16 protein-coding genes are annotated in these 18151 nt (G+C 60.5%); 8 read left to right on the plus strand and 8 right to left on the minus strand.

Annotated elements, in window-relative coordinates; genetic code table 11:
* Positions 1-35 precede the first annotated feature (35 nt).
* From araG to P3T21_RS28480, 3 genes are read left to right on the plus strand one after another with little or no spacing between them, the layout of a single operon-like run.
* Positions 36-1568 (plus strand): L-arabinose ABC transporter ATP-binding protein AraG, encoded by a 1533-nt coding sequence (gene araG, locus P3T21_RS28470; protein WP_429259293.1) that lies wholly within the window; start codon positions 36-38, stop codon positions 1566-1568.
* Between the two features lie 36 nt (positions 1569-1604).
* Positions 1605-2615: an L-arabinose ABC transporter permease AraH gene (araH, locus tag P3T21_RS28475; RefSeq protein WP_429259294.1), complete on the plus strand. Its 1011-nt coding sequence runs from the start codon at positions 1605-1607 to the stop codon at positions 2613-2615.
* A gap of 48 nt (positions 2616-2663) precedes the next feature.
* A complete protein-coding gene (locus tag P3T21_RS28480) occupies positions 2664-4397 on the plus strand; it encodes an IlvD/Edd family dehydratase (protein ID WP_429259295.1) in 1734 nt (577 codons plus the stop codon).
* A gap of 210 nt (positions 4398-4607) precedes the next feature.
* Here the strand turns inward: P3T21_RS28480 and sap1 are convergent, their stop codons facing one another.
* Positions 4608-4949, minus strand: a complete 342-nt coding sequence (sap1, locus tag P3T21_RS28485; protein WP_429259296.1) for a surface attachment protein Sap1 — start codon at positions 4947-4949, stop codon at positions 4608-4610.
* A 614-nt stretch (positions 4950-5563) separates the two neighbouring features.
* Here sap1 and P3T21_RS28490 point away from each other — a divergent pair.
* The gene (locus tag P3T21_RS28490; RefSeq protein ID WP_429259308.1) at positions 5564-5800 is read left to right on the plus strand and encodes a hypothetical protein; all 237 of its coding nucleotides are present in this window, start codon (positions 5564-5566) and stop codon (positions 5798-5800) included.
* 33 nt (positions 5801-5833) lie between these two features.
* On the opposite strand, the gene P3T21_RS28495 is transcribed toward P3T21_RS28490, so the two are convergent.
* The 3 genes from P3T21_RS28495 to mnmE all read right to left on the minus strand — a co-directional run bounded on the left by P3T21_RS28495 (position 5834) and on the right by mnmE (position 8384).
* Entirely contained in the window at positions 5834-6481 is a 648-nt protein-coding gene (locus P3T21_RS28495) for a hypothetical protein (protein WP_429259297.1), read from the minus strand.
* Positions 6478-6702, minus strand: a complete 225-nt coding sequence (locus tag P3T21_RS28500; protein ID WP_429259298.1) for a hypothetical protein — start codon at positions 6700-6702, stop codon at positions 6478-6480. Before P3T21_RS28500 ends, P3T21_RS28495 begins: the two co-directional genes overlap by 4 nt.
* Positions 6703-6983: 281 nt before the next feature.
* Positions 6984-8384, minus strand: a complete 1401-nt coding sequence (gene mnmE / locus P3T21_RS28505; RefSeq protein ID WP_429259299.1) for a tRNA uridine-5-carboxymethylaminomethyl(34) synthesis GTPase MnmE — start codon at positions 8382-8384, stop codon at positions 6984-6986.
* Between the two features lie 361 nt (positions 8385-8745).
* Here mnmE and P3T21_RS28510 point away from each other — a divergent pair, with 361 nt between their 5' ends.
* Complete coding sequence (locus tag P3T21_RS28510; RefSeq protein ID WP_429259300.1) at positions 8746-9168, plus strand: transcriptional regulator; 423 nt, start codon at positions 8746-8748, stop codon at positions 9166-9168.
* A gap of 148 nt (positions 9169-9316) precedes the next feature.
* Here the strand turns inward: P3T21_RS28510 and yidC are convergent, their stop codons facing one another.
* From yidC to rpmH, 4 genes are all read right to left on the minus strand, one after another.
* Positions 9317-10987 (minus strand): membrane protein insertase YidC, encoded by a 1671-nt coding sequence (gene yidC, locus P3T21_RS28515; RefSeq protein WP_429259301.1) that lies wholly within the window; start codon positions 10985-10987, stop codon positions 9317-9319.
* Between the two features lie 30 nt (positions 10988-11017).
* Positions 11018-11248, minus strand: coding sequence for a membrane protein insertion efficiency factor YidD (gene yidD, locus P3T21_RS28520; protein WP_133661444.1), 231 nt, complete (start codon positions 11246-11248; stop codon positions 11018-11020).
* A 73-nt stretch (positions 11249-11321) separates the two neighbouring features.
* The gene (gene rnpA, locus P3T21_RS28525) at positions 11322-11828 is read right to left on the minus strand and encodes a ribonuclease P protein component (protein ID WP_429259307.1); all 507 of its coding nucleotides are present in this window, start codon (positions 11826-11828) and stop codon (positions 11322-11324) included.
* Positions 11829-11852: 24 nt separating this feature from the next.
* A complete protein-coding gene (gene rpmH / locus P3T21_RS28530) occupies positions 11853-11987 on the minus strand; it encodes a 50S ribosomal protein L34 (protein WP_004198824.1) in 135 nt (44 codons plus the stop codon).
* A gap of 383 nt (positions 11988-12370) precedes the next feature.
* Between rpmH and dnaA the strand changes: the two genes are divergently transcribed.
* The 3 genes from dnaA (at position 12371) to gyrB (ending at position 17846) form a co-directional block, all read left to right on the plus strand.
* Complete coding sequence (gene dnaA / locus P3T21_RS28535) at positions 12371-13924, plus strand: chromosomal replication initiator protein DnaA (protein WP_429259302.1); 1554 nt, start codon at positions 12371-12373, stop codon at positions 13922-13924.
* A 222-nt stretch (positions 13925-14146) separates the two neighbouring features.
* Entirely contained in the window at positions 14147-15250 is a 1104-nt protein-coding gene (dnaN, locus tag P3T21_RS28540) for a DNA polymerase III subunit beta (protein WP_429259303.1), read from the plus strand.
* Between the two features lie 124 nt (positions 15251-15374).
* On the plus strand, positions 15375-17846 hold the full coding sequence (gene gyrB / locus P3T21_RS28545; RefSeq protein WP_429259304.1) for a DNA topoisomerase (ATP-hydrolyzing) subunit B: 2472 nt from the start codon (positions 15375-15377) through the stop codon (positions 17844-17846).
* The last annotated feature ends 305 nt before the right edge of the window (positions 17847-18151 follow it).

Below are 18151 nucleotides of genomic sequence, written 5' to 3' on the forward strand. Positions count from 1 at the left end.
GCCGTTCGCCTCGCTCCATCAGCAAGAGGCATTCGATGACCGGTTTATCTCAAGACGAAACGACGGCGCTCGATACGCGCGCCGTCGATCGGTATCTGCAGCTCGAAGGCATCACAGTGCGCTTTCCGGGCGTGCTCGCGCTCGATCAGGTGTCGCTCGGCGTGCGTCGTGGCGAAGTGCACGGCCTGATGGGCGAAAACGGCGCCGGCAAATCGACGCTGCTGAAAGTGCTGTCGGGCGTGAATCAGCCGGAGGCAGGCACGTTGTCGCTGAACGGCGTCGCGCAACAGTTCACGACCACGAAGGCCGCGATCGAAGCCGGCATCGCGATCATCTATCAGGAACTGCATCTCGTCCCGGAACTGACGGTCGCGGAAAACCTGATGCTCGGCGCGCTGCCGAACCGCTTTGGCGTGCTCGACGAGAAGGCGCTGATCAAACGCGCCATTCACGAACTCGACCGGCTCGGCGAAAAGATCGATCCGTCGATGCAGGTGAAGCATCTGTCGATCGGTCAACGGCAGATGATCGAGATCGGCAAGGCGCTGATGCGTGACGCCCGCGTGATCGCGTTCGATGAACCGACGAGTTCGCTTTCCTCACGCGAAACGGAGCAGCTTTTCCGCATCATCCGTGCGCTGAAGGCCGAGGGGCGCGCGATCATTTACGTCACGCATCGCATGGATGAAGTCTACGAACTGTGCGATCGCGTGACTGTGTTTCGCGACGGCCGCCGCATCGAAACATTCGACGATGTCGACGGCCTTGATCGCGACCGCTTGATCAGTTGCATGGTCGGGCGCTCGATCAGCGACGTCTACGGCTATCGTTCGCGCGACATTGGCGCGGTGCAGCTCGACGTCAAAGGTCTCATGGGACCGGGCCTGTCGGAGCCGGCTTCGTTTGCGGCACGCGCGGGTGAAATCGTCGGCTTCTTTGGGCTTGTCGGCGCCGGTCGCTCCGAGTTGATGAAGCTGATTTACGGCGCAGTTAAACCCACTGCGGGCGAAGTCACGCTGAAAGGCAAGCGCGTGCATTTCGCCACGCCGCGCGATGCAGTGCGCGCTGGCGTCGCGCTGTGTCCGGAAGATCGCAAGCAGGAAGGCATCGTCACGATCGCCTCGGTTTCGGACAACCTGAATATCAGTTGCCGCCGTCACTTCAGCCGCTTCAACGTGCTGAACGGACGCAAGGAAGCAGATACGTCGAAGGCGTTCATCGCGAAGCTCGGGATCAAGACGCGCAGCGGCGATACGCCGATCGGCACGTTGTCGGGCGGCAATCAGCAGAAGGTGATCCTGTCGCGCTGGCTCGCCGAAGAAATCGACGTGTTCCTGATGGACGAGCCGACGCGCGGTATCGACGTCGGCGCACGCAGCGAAATCTACGGCCTGCTGTACGGGCTCGCTGAAGCGGGCCGCACGGTGATCGTCGTGTCGAGCGATCTCGCGGAAGTGATCGGCGTCGCCGATCGCATTCTCGTGATGAAGGAAGGCCGCATCACCGGCGATCTGCCGAAGGCGCAGGCAACGCCCGACGCGCTCATCAAGCTCGCGCTGCCGCGCTGACGCGCGCATCAAGCAACGGAAACGGAAACAGACAACATGCAAACGCAATCGACCAATTCTTCTGTACCGCCACCGCCGCATGCGTCGGCGGGCGTCAGTGCGCGTGCCGCGCGCACGTGGGACCTCATCAACAGGTCCGGCATCGTGATGGTGTTTCTCATCCTGTTCACGGTGCTGTCGTTCACGGTGCCGGGCTTCGTCAGCTCGCGCAATATCCAGGGCCTGCTGTTATCGGTGACGTTGATCGGCTCGATCTCCGTGACGATGATGTTCGTGCTCGCGCTCGGCGAAGTGGATCTTTCCGTCGCGTCGATCGTCGCGTTTTCGGGCGTCGTCGCTTCGACGCTGATTACCGCGACGCATAGCGTCACGCTTGGCATCGCCGCGGGCGTGCTGGCGGGCGGCGCGGTCGGGCTCGTGAATGGCGTGCTGGTGGCGCGCTACAAGATCAACTCGCTGATCGTCACGCTCGCAATGATGGAAGTCGTGCGCGGCCTCGCGTTCATCACGTCGAATGGCGACGCGGTGATGATCTCCGAAGAAAGTTTCTTCGATCTCGGCGGTGGTTCGTTCCTCGGCATTTCGTATCCGATCTGGAGCAACATCGTCGGCTTCGTGCTGTTCGGCTTCCTGCTGAAGAAGACGGTGTTCGGCAAGAACGTGCTGGCCGTCGGCGGCAACAGCGAGGCGGCTTTGCTCGCCGGTCTGCCGGTGACGCGCATCAAGATCACCGTGTTCGTGCTGCAAGGGCTCGTGACCGGCTTCGCAGGCGTGATGCTTGCGTCGCGGATGAGCTTGGGCGATCCGAAGACATCGGTGGGTCTCGAACTCGGCGTGATTTCCGCTTGCGTGCTCGGCGGCGTGTCGCTGACGGGCGGCGTGGCGACGATTTCCGGCGTACTCGTCGGCGTGTTGATCATGGGCTCGGTGCAGGATGCAATGAGCCTGATGAACGTGCCGACTTTCTATCAATACCTGATTCGCGGCGGGATTCTGCTACTCGCGGTGCTGTTCGACCAGTACCGCCGCAGCAAACGCGTGCATTGACGCGCGCCCTTTCACGCCCGTTGCAACGGTATAAATACAGGAGTTTTCATGGCTGATTCTAAAAAGAACGCGAAGCCGCTGCGCAGCCAGGCCTGGTTCGGCCTGAAGGATCGCGACGGCTTTCTGCATCGCTCGTGGATGAAAAACCAGGGCATTCCGCACGACGAATTCGACGGACGTCCGGTGATCGGCATCTGCAATACGTGGTCGGAACTCACACCGTGTAACGCGCACTTTCGCGAGCTGGCGGAGTACGTGAAAAAAGGCGTGTACGAGGCCGGCGGATTTCCGCTGGAGTTTCCGGTGATGTCGCTCGGCGAGACAAATCTTCGCCCAACCGCCATGCTGTTCCGCAATCTCGCTTCGATGGATGTCGAAGAATCGATTCGCGGCAATCCGATGGATGGCGTGATTCTGCTCGTGGGCTGCGACAAGACCACGCCTGCGTTGCTGATGGGCGCGGCGTCGTGCAATCTGCCGGCGCTGGCGGTTTCCGGCGGCCCGATGCTGAATGGCCGGTTTCGCGGCAAGCATATCGGCTCGGGCACGGGCGTCTGGCAGATGTCCGAGGAAGTGCGCGCCGGCACGATGACGCAGGAAGAATTCACCGAAGCCGAATCGTGCATGAACCGCTCGCGGGGTCACTGCATGACGATGGGCACGGCGTCGACGATGGCCTCGATGGTTGAATCGCTCGGTATGGGTTTGCCGCATAACGCGGCGATTCCGGCTGTGGATGCGCGGCGTCAGGTGCTCGCGCATCTGGCCGGACGACGCATCGTCGATATGGTCCGCGAAGACCTGACGATGGACAGGATTCTCACGCGTCAGGCGTTTGAGAACGCAATCCGCACGAACGCAGCGATTGGTGGGTCGACCAACGCGGTGGTTCACCTGATCGCGCTCGCGAAGCGGATCGGCGTGGAGTTATCGCTCGAAGACTGGGAACTGGGTTCGAACGTGCCGTGCCTGGTGAACCTGCAACCGTCGGGCGAATACCTGATGGAGGACTTTTACTACGCGGGTGGATTGCCCGCGGTGTTGAAGCAGCTCGGCGAGCAAGGCCTGCTGCATCGCGACGCGCTGACTGTCAACGGCAAGACGATCTGGGACAACGTGCAAAACGCGCCCAATTACGACGAGAAGGTCATCACGACATTTGCCGAGCCGTTCAAGCCGAAGGCGGGCATTGCCGTGCTCAAGGGCAATCTCGCGCCGAATGGCGCGGTGATCAAGCCATCGGCGGCGACGGCGAAGCTGCTGAAACATCGCGGCCGCGCCGTCGTGTTCGAGAACATTGAAGAACTTCACGCGAAGGTCGACGACGACTCGCTCGATATCGACGAGCACTGCGTCATGGTCCTGAAAGGCGCAGGGCCGAAGGGTTACCCGGGTTTCGCTGAAGTCGGCAACATGCCGCTGCCGAAGAAGGTGCTGGAAAAGGGCATCACCGACATGGTCCGCATTTCGGACGGTCGCATGAGCGGCACCGCGTACGGTGCGGTCGTGCTGCACGTGTCGCCGGAAGCGGCTGCGGGCGGCCCGCTCGCGCTCGTTAAAACCGGCGACATGATCGAACTCGATGTCGAAGCGCGTCGTCTGCATCTCGAAGTTTCCGACGAAGAACTCGCACGCCGTCGCGCGGAATGGCAGGCGCCGGACCTGCCGAAGCGCGGTTACTACAAGCTCTATGTCGAGCACGTCTTGCAGGCAGACCAGGGCGCGGATCTGGACTTTCTGGTCGGATCGAGCGGTGCGCCGGTGCCGCGCGACTCACACTAAATCAACCGGGTAATCCTGCGCTCGCGAGAAGGCGCCATGCCGATGCGGTTTCACCGCATCGGCTTTTTTATGACGTTGCGCGAAGTCGCTAAAAGCAAAATGGCCGGGCACGAATGCCAGGCCATTTTGCGAATGCGCAGCCGGATCGCCCGATTATCAAAACCGGGCACTTCGGACTACAGTCAGGTTTCTACTTGACGCGGAAACCGGCTATTGCTTGATAAAACGATCGTTGGTCCAGAGTCCCTGCGTGTCGCCGTTGCCGGCGTTCACGAACTCGACGTCATGGCCCACGACGCGTACTACGCGGAAATCGGAGTTTTCCGGCGTCGAAAGACATTGGTATCCGGAGAAGAATTCCTGCATCTTCTGTTGCTCGCCGGCTTGCGCGTGTTGATCGGCGGCGTCGAACTTTTCCTTCGACAGACACCCATATGAATTAGGCCGGAACTGGATCGTCTGCTGCGGCTTGATGACGACGTCCTGCGCCTGCGCGCCAGAAACAGCGGCAAGGCCCGCGATCGCGAAAAGAACGGCAACGTGCTTTTTCATGTTCTGCCTCCGTGCGGGGAATTGCTCAGGTTAGCTATCTATTTAACTTCAGGGGACACCCGCATCTTGCACTTTAGGAGAACTGCAAACGGACACAAGCACATCTTGTGTGCGCTCGCAACAGTGGCGAATTGTCGCAGCCTGCGACAGGTCCGGACGTCGGTGAAAAAGCGCGCGTAAACCCATGGGTGCGGCGCAGATCTTCAAAATAACGATTTCTGGCTGTCCGCTATATCCAGCAAGCGTTTTACGTGAGTTAAACGAATTGAATTCCTGCATTAATTAAACGGGCTACTAAGATTTTTTCAGTTTTTGTGCAATGCACACACACTCATTAAACCGACGAATCAAAACATGCGGAGTATCGGGTTAGTTGCAGAATAAGAAAGATGCCTGACTGCCGGGAGCGGCTTTTGGCGTGGTGGAAACCCGGGTCAAAAGCGGAGCCGGCGGGGCTTCGTGAGACCGCTGGAGATGCGGTTGGGCACGGGTGATGCTTTGCAAAGCTTATGGAGTGGGTAAGGCGCCGCGCTGTCGAAAGCTAGAAGCAACGCGGGACAAGCCTTTTCCGGACGATTCTGCGATGGATTGACGGCTGGACCACACTGTCGGAAATGCAATCCGGAATGCGACGCCTACAATGGAATGATGGACCGGCCGCTCCGCTGATCCTGGAGGTTATCGTGCTTGAAAATATCATCCTGGGCGCGTTTCTGGTCGTGCCGTTACTGATCGTCGCTTTTCTGTTTTCCGATGAACTCTGGCAGGAGCGGCATTTGCAGACCCGCGTCGCGCGGTCAAAGCGGATGAACTGGCGGCATCCGCTGCGGAGTATGCGGCATCGGCATTGAAGGTCGAAGCAGGCCGTAGCGAGGCGATGCGACCTATCTGCGTCTGCCAACCTGGCGACCCGGGCGCGGTGCGCTGGTGATCGTACGCCGGTCCTCGGCTCCCACCGTCAGTTCAATTGCCTGAATTGTTTTGTCCAGAAGGCGCAGGACGAGCGGCACGCTGTACCCGAGCAGAAAGGGCACCAGCGCGGTTACGCCTGCGGTCTTGTTTGGCGTTCCCGTAGCGGCGTTCAACGACTCCAGAAACTGACCGATATCGGGGAAAAGCGTCAGCGACAGCACCGTGCTGAACAGGCAACCCAGCATCGTTCGGCCAACAACTTCGAAAAAATCGGACGTGTTTAGCGTCTGTTGCGGGACCAGTTTCAACAGGTGCAGAAATGCATTCGCGACCGCGCCGAGCCCACCCAGAGAAAACGCCCAGAGGACAACCAGAAGCACGCCAATCCTGTGCACAGGCACCGTGATAAAGACGGGGATTGCGAGTTCCGCGACCATAAGAATCAGGAACACCACGCTCCCCCAGCATACGAACGCCTTCACGCGCGCGTTGGTGCGTGCAGCTTCAGCGATCGCCTCACGACGAAAATCGTTGATGCTCAACCCGTCTCCCAACCGGGTAAGAATCTTGATGTACTCGTCAAGCTGCGCCCGTGCCTGCGGTGATGGGCGCCCGGTCATGAGTCGCTCTCCGGGGGCATGGATGCCAGCGGATATGATTCCGGGGGCATCGGCACGTCTTTGACGATCAACTGGTCGGTCAGGCGGGCAAGTCCGTCGAGTACTTCGAAAGGCACTTCGGCACCGCTACCCAGCAGGAAGGTTTTGAATCGGTTGGCAGCCTCCAGGTCGTCGAAGTACTGAGTCATCATCTCCTTCTCAGTCTGCTCAGCGATCAACATATCTCGAGAATCCGACGCGGGGTCTAAACGCGCACGCGCTGCTGCTCGCGCTGGCGACGGCTCAGCTTCCGCGTACTGCCTCTCCGCCCTCGCTCGACTTCCCCGAATGGTGCGCCTGTCGGGATCGCCACTCTGGGCCGGCTGAGGTGAGCGTTCCGGTTCGTCTTCGACATTCATATGCCCACCCTGCGCCGCGGATAATAGGGACACTATAGGCGACGATTTCCTGACTCCAAAGCCAGGCGAGTATGGGGTGAATGAACCGAGACGAAGTGGCCCGGTTACTTTCCGATACAGAACCGGCTGAAAATCACCCCAAGCAGATCATCCGACGTGAACTCGCCGGTAATCGAATTCAGCTGCTCCTGCGCGAGTCGCAATTCCTCGGCGAAGAGGTCCAGCGCCTGGGCATTCTGATCCGCGTGCTGCGCCGCCGTGGCGAGATGTTCCTGCGCCGCGCGCAGCGCAATCAGATGCCGCTCGCGCGCCAGGTACACAGTCTCCGCGCCGGCCTGCCAGCCGGCGATCCGCAACAGTTCCGTGCGCAGCAGCGCGATCCCGTCGCCCTTCTTCGCCGACAGCCGCACCTCGCGCAGATCAATGCCGCCGGTATCGTCGAGCGTGGTCACGGAAGGCGCGACGTCCGTCAGATCCGACTTGTTCATCACACGCACGACCGGCACGCCCGAAGGAAAACGCGCCGCGATCGGGCCGTCTTCCGGCGTCATGCCTTCCCGCGCGTCGAGCAGATGCAGCACCACGTCCGCGCGTTCAATCTCGCTCCATGTGCGCGCGATGCCGATCTTCTCCACCTCGTCTTCAGTTTCGCGCAGACCCGCGGTGTCGATCATATGCAGCGGGATGCCTTCGATCTGGATCGTCTGCGTGACCTTGTCGCGGGTCGTGCCGGCAATCGGCGTGACGATCGCCAGTTCCGCACCGGCCAGCGCGTTCAGCAGCGACGACTTGCCGACGTTTGGCTGCCCTGCCAGCACCACCGACAAACCCTCGCGCAGCAGCGCGCCCTGACGCGCTTCGTTCAGCACATGTGCGAGCCGCTCGCGGATACGTGTGAGCTTGCCGCGGGCGTCTGCGGCTTCGAGAAAGTCGATCTCTTCTTCCGGGAAATCGAGCGTCGCTTCAACCAGCATCCGCAACGTGATGACTTCGTCGACGAGCGCGTGAATGTCGCGCGAAAACGCGCCTTCGAGCGAGCGGCCGGCCGAACGCGCGGCCGCCTCGGTACTCGCTTCGATCAGGTCGGCGACGGCTTCCGCCTGGGCCAGATCGAGCTTGTCGTTGAGAAAGGCGCGCCGCGTGAATTCGCCCGGCTCGGCGAGCCGCAGGCCGAACGCGCGACCCGCATCGATGCAACGTTGCAGCACGAGTTGCAGCACGATCGGGCCGCCGTGACCCTGCAGTTCGAGCACGTGCTCGCCGGTGTAGGAATGCGGCGCCGGAAAATACAGCGCGATGCCGCGATCGAGCGCGTTGCCGCCGCCATCGAGGAACGGCACGTAGCTCGCATGCCGCGGCGTCAGCGCCTGGCCCGTGAGCGCCAGCATCAACGGTTGCGCGGCGGATTCACCGGCACGGCCGAACGAGATCCGCACGACGCCGATCCCGCCGCGACCGGGCGCGGTAGCGATGGCGACAATCGGATCGGAATCGGTAGAGAGCATGGCGGCGGAAGAAGAGAAAACAGTACAAAACACGTGGCGTGGCGAGGATCGCACGACGCCAGGCATTGTAACGTGGGCATCTCGCGCGCCCTCGCCCGGTGCGCGAAATCGACCCTCGGTCGGAAAGCCTAAGACGATTCGAGATTTATCTTAATCGGGATAGAGCCAACGGGCTTAAGCCCGCGATTTCAACGCCGACACCAGGACAGTGAAATCCTACGTGCCACCGGAAACGGGCAGGGAAACGACACGAGCGCGCCGTGGTCGCACGACCTCACGCAGGCCGCGCTCGATGCCGTCGGGCTAAATTTATCGCGCGAGGTTGTCGGCCGGAAGCGGTCGAAACGGCACAATCTCGCCCATGCCCACCATCGAAGAGAAAACGGCTTTTGCCGAGCGCCTGAAGTTCGCGATGAACCGTGCCCCGGAGAAACTGCGGGGCGGCACCGATCTCGCGCTGCATTTCAACCTGCGCCACCGCGGCGCGCAACCGGTGTCGCCGCAGACGGTCCACAAGTGGCTGAGCGCCCGCACGATCCCGACCAATGACAAGCTGCAGACGCTCGCCGAGTGGTTCAAGGTTGATCTGCACTGGCTGCATTACGGGCCGTCGCCGGAGGACGCGCCGCGCGCGGTGCCGAAGCCGTTGCCGCTCGACGAGACCCACGCGCTTTCGGCCGAATCCCTTGAACTGTCCGCGAAAATCGAAGCGCTGAAGCCGCATCACAGGTATCTGATCCACGAACTCGTCGCGCAGTTTTACGGCGACGCGTGTAATCGCTGAGCGACGGCCACCACCACCACGCCGGCGCGGAGCCGCACCCACGAACCCGCAAAAGCACAAAAAAAAGCCGCCCGGCGCAAACCGGGCGGCTTTTCAGCATCAACTGCATCGTGGACGGCCAGCGGGCCAACCGTTCACGCGAAAGGCATCAGGCCGCTTTCTTCGTACCCTGACCCATCATCCGCGTGATGTAGTACTGCTGCGCGATCGACAGCACGTTGTTGACCACGTAGTACAGCACCAGACCGGCCGGGAAGAAGAAGAACATGACCGAGAACGCGATCGGCATGAACATCATCATCTTGGCTTGAACCGGGTCCGGCGGCGTCGGGTTCAGACGCGTCTGCAGGAACATCGAGACGGCCATCAGCACCGGCAGGATGAAGAATGGATCTTGCTGCGACAGATCGTGAATCCAGAGAACCCACGGCGCGCCGCGCATTTCCACCGACGAAAGCAGCACCCAGTACAGCGAGATGAACACCGGAATCTGGATCACGACCGGCAGACAGCCGCCGAACGGATTCACCTTCTCGGTCTTGTAGAGCTCCATCAGCGCCGAGTTCATCTTCTGCGGATCGCCCTTGAAGCGTTCGCGCAGCGCCTGCATACGCGGCGTGATCGCCTTCATGCGCGCCATCGACTTGTAGCTCGCCGCCGACAGCGGGAAGAACACAGCCTTGATCAGCAGCGTCAGAAGAACAATCGACCAGCCCCAGTTGCCGACATAGCTGTGGATCTTTTCGAGCAGCCAGAACAGCGGCTTTGCGATGATCGTGACCCAGCCATAGTCCTTCACCAGTTCCAGACCCGGCGCGATGCCTTCGAGCATGCGCTCTTCTTCCGGACCGGCGAAGAGACGCGACTGCACGTCCACCGACTGTCCCGGCGCGATCGTCGCGACCGGCTGCTTCACGCCGACGCGATACAGCGTCGGATCGACCTTCTCGACGTAGATGTCGCGCTTCGCGCCCTGCGTCGGAATCCACGCGGATGCGAAGTAATGCTGCACCATCGCGATCCAGCCGTTGTCGGCGGAAGGCGCGAAGGTCGCCTTGTTCTTGTCGATGTCGCTGAAGTCGATCTTCTGGAAGTGATGCTGTTCCGTATAGACCGCCGGCCCGATGAACGTGTGCGAGAAGCGCGGCGTTTCGACCGGCTGGCTGTCGCGTACCAGTTCCATGTACAGCGTAGGCGAAACCGGCGTCGTGCCGACGTTGACGATTTTCGTGTCGACGTCGATCACATAGCTGCCGCGCGTGAACGTGTACGTCTTCACGACCTTCACGCCACCCTTCTCCGGCGATTCGAAGCTGACCTGCAACGATTTCGCGTCGCCCGTCAGTTCATGCGGCTGGCCTGCAACCGGCGTGAACACATCGTTGTGGTTCGGGAAATCGCCACCGAGCAGACCCGTGCGCGCCAGATACGTATGCGTCGCGGTGTGGTCGAAGAGCGTGATGTACAGGTCGGGCTGCTTGCCGTCGCCTTCCTTCATCAGCGAAAGCTTCGACAGCGTGCCACCACGCGTATCGATTTCGCCGTCATAGACGTCAGTGCGGAAATGGACCAGCTGGGCGGCTGCCTGCGCAGCGGGCGGCGTCGCGCCGCCAGGTGCTGTGCCGGCTGCGGCTTGCGGCAGCTCGGCGCCTTGAGTACCAGACGTCGTCGTGGCCGGTGCTGCGCCCGGAGCGGTCTTCGTGGCCGACGTGTTCGGGAAGAACATCGACGGACGTCCGTGGTCGCGTTGCCAGTTGTCGAACAGCATGACCGCTGACATGAAGAAGATGACCCATAGGACGGTGCGTTTAATATCCATGCGTTGTCTCAGTGTCGATGGAACGGCGCGTCAGCGCTTTTCAGAAGTGGGAGGCGGGACGAGATCGATGCCGCCCGCAGAAAACGGATGGCAGCGGCACAGGCGCCTTGCGGCGAGGTAAGTACCACGCGCGGCGCCATGATACTGGATTGCTTCGCGCGCGTAATCCGAACAGGAAGGGTAAAAACGGCACCGGCTGCCGAGCAGAGGGCTCACGGCAACCTTGTAGAAACGCAGTAAAGCGAAAAGTACCGTTTGCATGGCAAGTGCGGCCAGATTGCGCCGCGCTGTGGGGTGAAGCAACCGGCGCCAGCGCGGGTGTGCGGCGCTGGCGTCATTCCGTCGCGGGCGCGTCGGGCTTGGCGGGCGTTTCGGCCGGCGGCGCCTGACGGCGGGCGATTTCGCGAGCTGCCTTGTTGAGCAACTCCTCGATTTCGCTGCGGCACAGCGTTTTCAACGGCGGCGACGACGCAGCGGGCATCGCCTTCCTGTCGAACTTCGTATGAAGCCGCAGCAGCACATCCCAACCACCGAACTCCGCGCGACGCAGCCGGAAAGCTTCGCGCGCGATGCGGCGCACCAGATTGCGGGTGACCGCGCGCGGCGCGTACTTCTTGCCGATCACGAGACCGAGGCGCGCTTCGTTGCCTGTCGGCCGGCCGTAGACGACGAAATGGGCCGACCGGCGCCACGGGCGCAAACGAAAAACGGATGAAAATTCATCCGTTTTCAGTAGCCTTGCGGCTTTGGGAAAGGCGGCTTGCGCTCGCAACGGAACTGAACCCTGATGCGGCGCCCCTGCCGTTCCCGCAGCGATGCGGGCATCGGACACAGCGCGCAATGATCGCAAACCAGCGCTTCAGCCTTAGATGGCGAGGCGCTTGCGGCCCTTCGCGCGACGTGCGTTGATCACCTTGCGGCCACCGGCGGTCTTCATGCGGACGCGAAAGCCGTGGGTACGCTTGCGACGGGTAACGGAAGGTTGGTAAGTACGTTTCATGTTGCTCTCACTTGACAGAGAAATAACCGCGCGAGCATCGCGGAAAGTGCAATGGCCGGTGGTTCAAAAATTGGTTTTCGCGGAACCCGCTATTTAAACTGATTTTCTCTTGGTCGTCAATAGTTTAGAGCGGTGATCCACAGGCTGGGCGCGGGCTCACCGCTTGATCGGTCCCTGTGGATAACTCCCTTTTCGGGAGTTTTTGGCGGTAGAATCTCGCCTTACTTCCCAAAAATCATGCACGCCGCTCCGGCCCGCTTGCCCTGCCCAAACCCTTGTGGCACAAGCACCTGGAGCCTGTCCGCTCGGCTGTACCGGGCCTTGTCGCGAAATTCGCGGCGAGGGCGGCCGCGGGCCGCTGTGCTTAAAATTACAGCAACTCGATGAATGATTTCTGGCAACACTGTTCGGCACTGCTAGAGCGTGAACTGACGCCCCAGCAGTACGTGACGTGGATCAAACCGTTGGCCCCGGTCGCCTTCGACGCCGCTGCAAATACCTTGCGCATCGCTGCGCCTAACCGTTTCAAGCTCGACTGGGTGAAGAGCCAGTTCTCGGGCCGGATCTCCGATCTGGCGCGCGATTTCTGGCAGGCGCCGGTCGACGTCCAGTTCGTTCTCGATCCGAAGGCCGGCGTCCGCGCGCCCGCGCCGCAGGCGCCCTCGCGCCCGATGTCAGCCCAGATGAATTCCGGCGTCGCCGCCGTTGATGCTGCCGTGAGCGCCGTTCAGGCTGCACACGCCGCGCGTGCCGGCAGCGGCAACACCGCGCAGACGGCGGCCATGCAAATAGCCGACGATCACGCCGATCTCGACCTCCCCAGCCTCGACGCCAACGAAGCCGCCGCTGCGCGCCGCACGTGGCGTCCGGGTTCGGGCGCCGGCAGCGGCAATGGCGAAAACGACTCGATGTACGAGCGTTCGAAGCTGAACCCCGTCCTGACCTTCGACAACTTCGTCACCGGTAAAGCGAACCAGCTGGCGCGCGCCGCGGCGATCCAGGTCGCGGACAACCCCGGCATCTCGTATAACCCGCTGTTCCTGTACGGCGGCGTCGGCCTCGGCAAGACTCACCTGATCCACGCGATCGGCAACCAGTTGCTGATGGACAAGGCCGGTGCGCGCATCCGCTACATCCACGCTGAACAATATGTGTCCGACGTAGTGAAGGCGTACCAGCGCAAGGCGTTCGACGACTTCAAGCGCTATTACCACTCGCTCGACCTGCTGCTGATCGACGATATTCAATTCTTCTCCGGCAAATCGCGCACGCAGGAAGAGTTCTTCTACGCGTTCGAAGCGCTGGTCGCGAACAAGGCGCAGGTGATCATCACGAGCGATACGTATCCGAAGGAAATTTCGGGTATCGACGATCGTCTGATCTCGCGTTTCGACTCCGGCCTCACGGTCGCGATCGAGCCGCCCGAGCTGGAAATGCGCGTCGCGATCTTGATGCGCAAGGCGCAGTCCGAGGGCGTGAGCCTGAATGAAGACGTCGCGTTCTTCGTCGCGAAGCATCTGCGTTCGAACGTGCGTGAACTCGAAGGCGCGCTGCGCAAGATCCTCGCGTATTCGAAGTTCCACGGTCGCGAAATCTCGATCGAAGTCACGAAAGAAGCGCTAAAGGACCTGCTGACGGTGCAGAACCGCCAGATCTCGGTAGAAAACATCCAGAAGACCGCCGCCGACTTTTACAACATCAAGGTCGCGGACATGTATTCGAAGAAGCGTCCGGCGAACATCGCGCGGCCGCGTCAGATTGCGATGTATCTGGCGAAGGAGCTGACGCAGAAGAGTCTGCCGGAAATCGGCGAGCTGTTCGGAGGGCGCGATCACACCACCGTGCTGCACGCGGTGCGCAAGATCGCCGATGAGCGGAGCAAGGATGCCCAGCTCAACCACGAATTGCACGTTCTGGAGCAGACACTCAAAGGTTGAGTGTCCGATCGGAGAAATCCGATCTGTTTATTTCTGAACTCGCCCCCATTTTAGTGGAGCGGTTCCGTTTTAAGGCACAATACAGGTTTAACCGCCCGGCGGCCGCGGGCGGATTTCACGCCGTGACTGGCGCAGCGTGGCGCCAGCCAGCGGGGGGCGGGGCCCACGCGCATCAAAGCTGCCGGACGAGGCGCGCAGGCCGTCACATAACGAAGGAACTCTATGCAACTGGTCAAGACCGAACGCGATAACCTCCTCAGGCCGCTGCAAACTGTGAGCGGCATCGTAGAACGCCGCCATACGTTGCCGATCCTCGCCAATTTGCTGATTACCAAGAACGGCCCGGACGTGTCGTTCCTGTCGACGGACCTCGAGCTTCAGATCACCACGCATGCCGATTTCGGCGTCGGCGGCGAATCGGTGGCGACTACCGTCGCCGCGCGCAAGCTGCTCGACATCCTGCGCGCGATGCCCGAAGGTCAGGTCACGCTTACCTTGAACGACAAGCGTCTGACAGTGCAATCCGGCAAGAGCCGCTTCGCGCTGCAAACGCTGGCCGCGGACGAATTCCCGACCGTCGCTCAAGCTAAAGACTTCGGCGCGAACCTGGTGGTTCCGCAAAAGACGTTCCGCCAGCTGCTCGGCATGGTCCATTTCTCGATGGCGCAGCAGGACATCCGTTACTACCTGAACGGCATGCTGCTGGTAGTGGATGGCGACCAGCTGATGGCAGTCGCGACCGACGGTCACCGCCTGGCGTTTTCGTCGATGAAGATTGAAGGGTCGTTTGCGCGTCAGGAAGTGATCATTCCGCGCAAGACGATTCTCGAGCTGCAACGTCTGCTCGAAGACATCGACGACACGCTGAAGATCGACATTGCGCCGACGCAGGTGAAGTTCACGTTCGGCCAGGTCGAACTGGTGTCGAAGCTGGTGGAAGGCAAGTTCCCCGACTTCCAGCGCGTGATTCCGAAGACACACAAGAACAAGTTTGTGATCGGCCGTGAAGAACTGCAGCGCTCGCTCCAGCGCGCGGCGATTCTGACGTCGGACAAATTCAAGGGCGTGCGCTGCATCATCGAGCCGGGCCAGCTGAAGATCATGTCCACCAACGCCGATCAGGAAGAGGCGCAGGAAGAACTGGAAATCGCTTACACCGGCGACAGCGTCGATATCGGGTTCAACGTCACGTATCTGCTCGACGTGCTCGCGAACCTGAAGGTCGACATGCTGGAAGTGAGCCTTGGCGACGCCAGTTCCAGCGCGCTGATCACGATTCCCGAGAACGAGGAATTCAAATACGTCGTGATGCCGATGCGTATCTAGCGCGTTCAACAACAAGAAGACACCAAGGGGCGCAGTGCCCCTTTGGCGTTTTTATGGTGTTTTGAAAAGTCCCGAGCAGTAACGAAGCAGCAATGCAGCAGTAACGCAGAACCGGAAAAAATCCATGACTGAACTGAACAATTCGCAACCCGATAACAGCTACGGCGCCTCGTCGATTCAGATCCTTGAAGGTCTGGAGGCGGTGCGCAAGCGTCCCGGGATGTACATCGGGGATACATCGGACGGCACCGGTCTGCATCACCTCGTATTCGAAGTGCTGGACAACTCGATCGACGAAGCCCTTGCCGGCCACTGTAATGACATCCAGGTGATCATCCACGCGGATAACTCGATCTCGATCACGGACAACGGCCGCGGCGTGCCGACCGGTCTCAAGATGGACGACAAGCACGATCCGAAGCGCAGCGCCGCTGAAATCGTGATGACCGAGCTGCACGCTGGCGGCAAGTTCGACCAGAACAGCTACAAGGTGTCGGGCGGGCTGCACGGCGTGGGCGTTTCGTGCGTGAACGCGCTCTCGGCGTGGCTGCGCCTTGTGGTGCGCCGTGACGGCAAGAAGCACTTCATGGAGTTCCACCGTGGCGTGCCGCAGAACCGTGTGATCGAAGAGATCGATGGCGTGGCTGTGTCGCCGATCCAGGTGGTGGGCGATACGGAAAACCGTGGCACCGAAGTGCACTTCATGGCCGACGAGACGATCTTCGGCAACGTCGAATATCACTACGACATTCTCGCGAAGCGTATCCGCGAACTGTCGTTCCTGAATAACGGCGTGCGTATCCGTTTGACGGACCAGCGCTCGGGCAAGGAAGAAGATTTCGCGTTTGTGGGCGGCGTGAAGGGTTTCGTCGAGTACATCAACAAGACGAAGGCCGTGCTGCACCCGACGATTTTCCACGTGAGCGGCGAGAAGGACGGCGTGGGCGTCGAAGTGGCGATGCAGTGGAACGACAGCTACAACGAGAACGTGCTGTGCTTCACGAACAACATTCCGCAGCGTGACGGCGGCACTCACCTGACCGGGTTGCGTGCGGCGATGACGCGCGTGTTGAACAAGTACATCAACGATCACGAAGTGGCGAAGAAGGCGAAGGTCGAGACGTCCGGCGATGACATGCGGGAAGGGCTTTCGTGCGTGCTTTCGGTGAAGGTGCCGGAGCCGAAGTTCAGCGCGCAGACGAAGGACAAGCTGGTTTCTTCGGAAGTGCGTGCGCCGGTTGAGGATGTGGTGGCGAAGGCGCTCGAAGAATTCCTGCTGGAAACGCCGAACGACGCGAAGATCATTTGCGGGAAGATCGTCGATGCGGCGCGCGCGCGGGATGCGGCGCGTAAGGCGCGTGAGATGACGCGACGCAAGGGCGTGCTGGATGGCGTCGGTCTGCCGGGCAAGCTCGCGGATTGTCAGGAGAAGGATCCGGCGAAGTCGGAGATCTATATCGTCGAGGGTGACTCGGCGGGTGGCTCGGCGAAGCAGGGGCGTGACCGGAAGTTTCAGGCGATTTTGCCGCTGCGCGGCAAGGTGCTAAACGTCGAGAAGGCGCGCTATGACAAGCTGCTTTCTTCGGAGCAGCTCGTGACGCTGATTACCGCTTTGGGATGTGGCATCGGCAAGGAAGACTACAACCTCGACAAGCTGCGCTATCACCGCATCATCATCATGACCGATGCTGACGTGGACGGCGCGCACATCCGGACGCTGTTGCTCACGTTCTTCTATCGTCAGATGCCGGAGATGATCGAGCGCGGGTATATCTATATCGCGCAGCCGCCTTTGTATAAGGTTAAGGCTGGGAAGGATGAGCGGTATTTGAAGGATGCGGCTGATCTGAATGCGCATATGTTGAAGCTTGCGCTGAACGGCTCGGAGCTTTTGCCTGCGGAAGGGGCTACGCCTATTGCTGGGGATGCTTTGGGTGAGCTGGCGCGTTCTTATTTGCTCGCGCAGGCTGTGGTCGATCGGTTGAGCCGGTTGTATGACGCTGGGGCGCTTGAGGCGGTTATGGATGGGGTTTTGATTGACCTCTCTAGTGAGGCTTCCACAGAAGCGTCTGCTAAGGCGCTTGAGGCTAAGTTGCGGGATGATCCTTTGAAGCCGGAAGTTACCGTGTCGGCGATGTATGACCCGGTGCGTGAGTTGCGTTCGCTTAAGGTATCGAGGACGCATCACGGGAATCAGAAGGTTTCTGTTCTGGACGAAGAGTTTCAGCTGACGGCGGATTATCAGCAGCTTGTTAACACCGCTAATACGTTCAAGGGGTTGATCGGGACTGGTGCGGTGATCAAGCGTGGTGAACGCAGCATGGCTGTGACCGACTTCAAGAGCGCTATGAAGTGGTTGATTGCTGATGCTGAACGGAATGTTTCCAAGCAACGCTACAAAGGCTTGGGCGAGATGAATCCTGGGCAGCTCTGGGAAACGACGATGGATCCGGCTGTGCGTCGTTTGCTTCGTGTGCAGATCGAAGACGCTATCGCCGCTGATGGGATCTTCACCACGCTCATGGGCGATGATGTTGAGCCGCGGAGAGCGTTCATTGAGTCGAATGCGCTTAGGGCGGGGAATATTGACGTTTGATCTTGTAGGTTGTGCAGGGAAACGGAAATCATTGGACTATTGCCGGGTTAGCTGGACTCGAATGCACGGAAATGATTAGATTTTCGCGCTTATCCTCAGACAGCACTCAACGTTAGGTCCACGTTGCATGTTTTGAGGGGGGCGATCCGGCCGCGGTAGGCTCGAATTGCCCAATTGAGGAACTCGAAGGGTTACAGGTGAACAGCCTGTAGGGAGTGTCTGAATTTTTGTGTGCAAGGCAGATAGAGACCTGCCGTCTGGCAGGACGTCAATTGCATTCTACAAATGATTCCTGGTGAAGCGAT

The organism is Paraburkholderia sp. GAS334 (assembly GCF_050436625.1).
Taxonomy (GTDB): Bacteria; Pseudomonadota; Gammaproteobacteria; order Burkholderiales; family Burkholderiaceae; genus Paraburkholderia.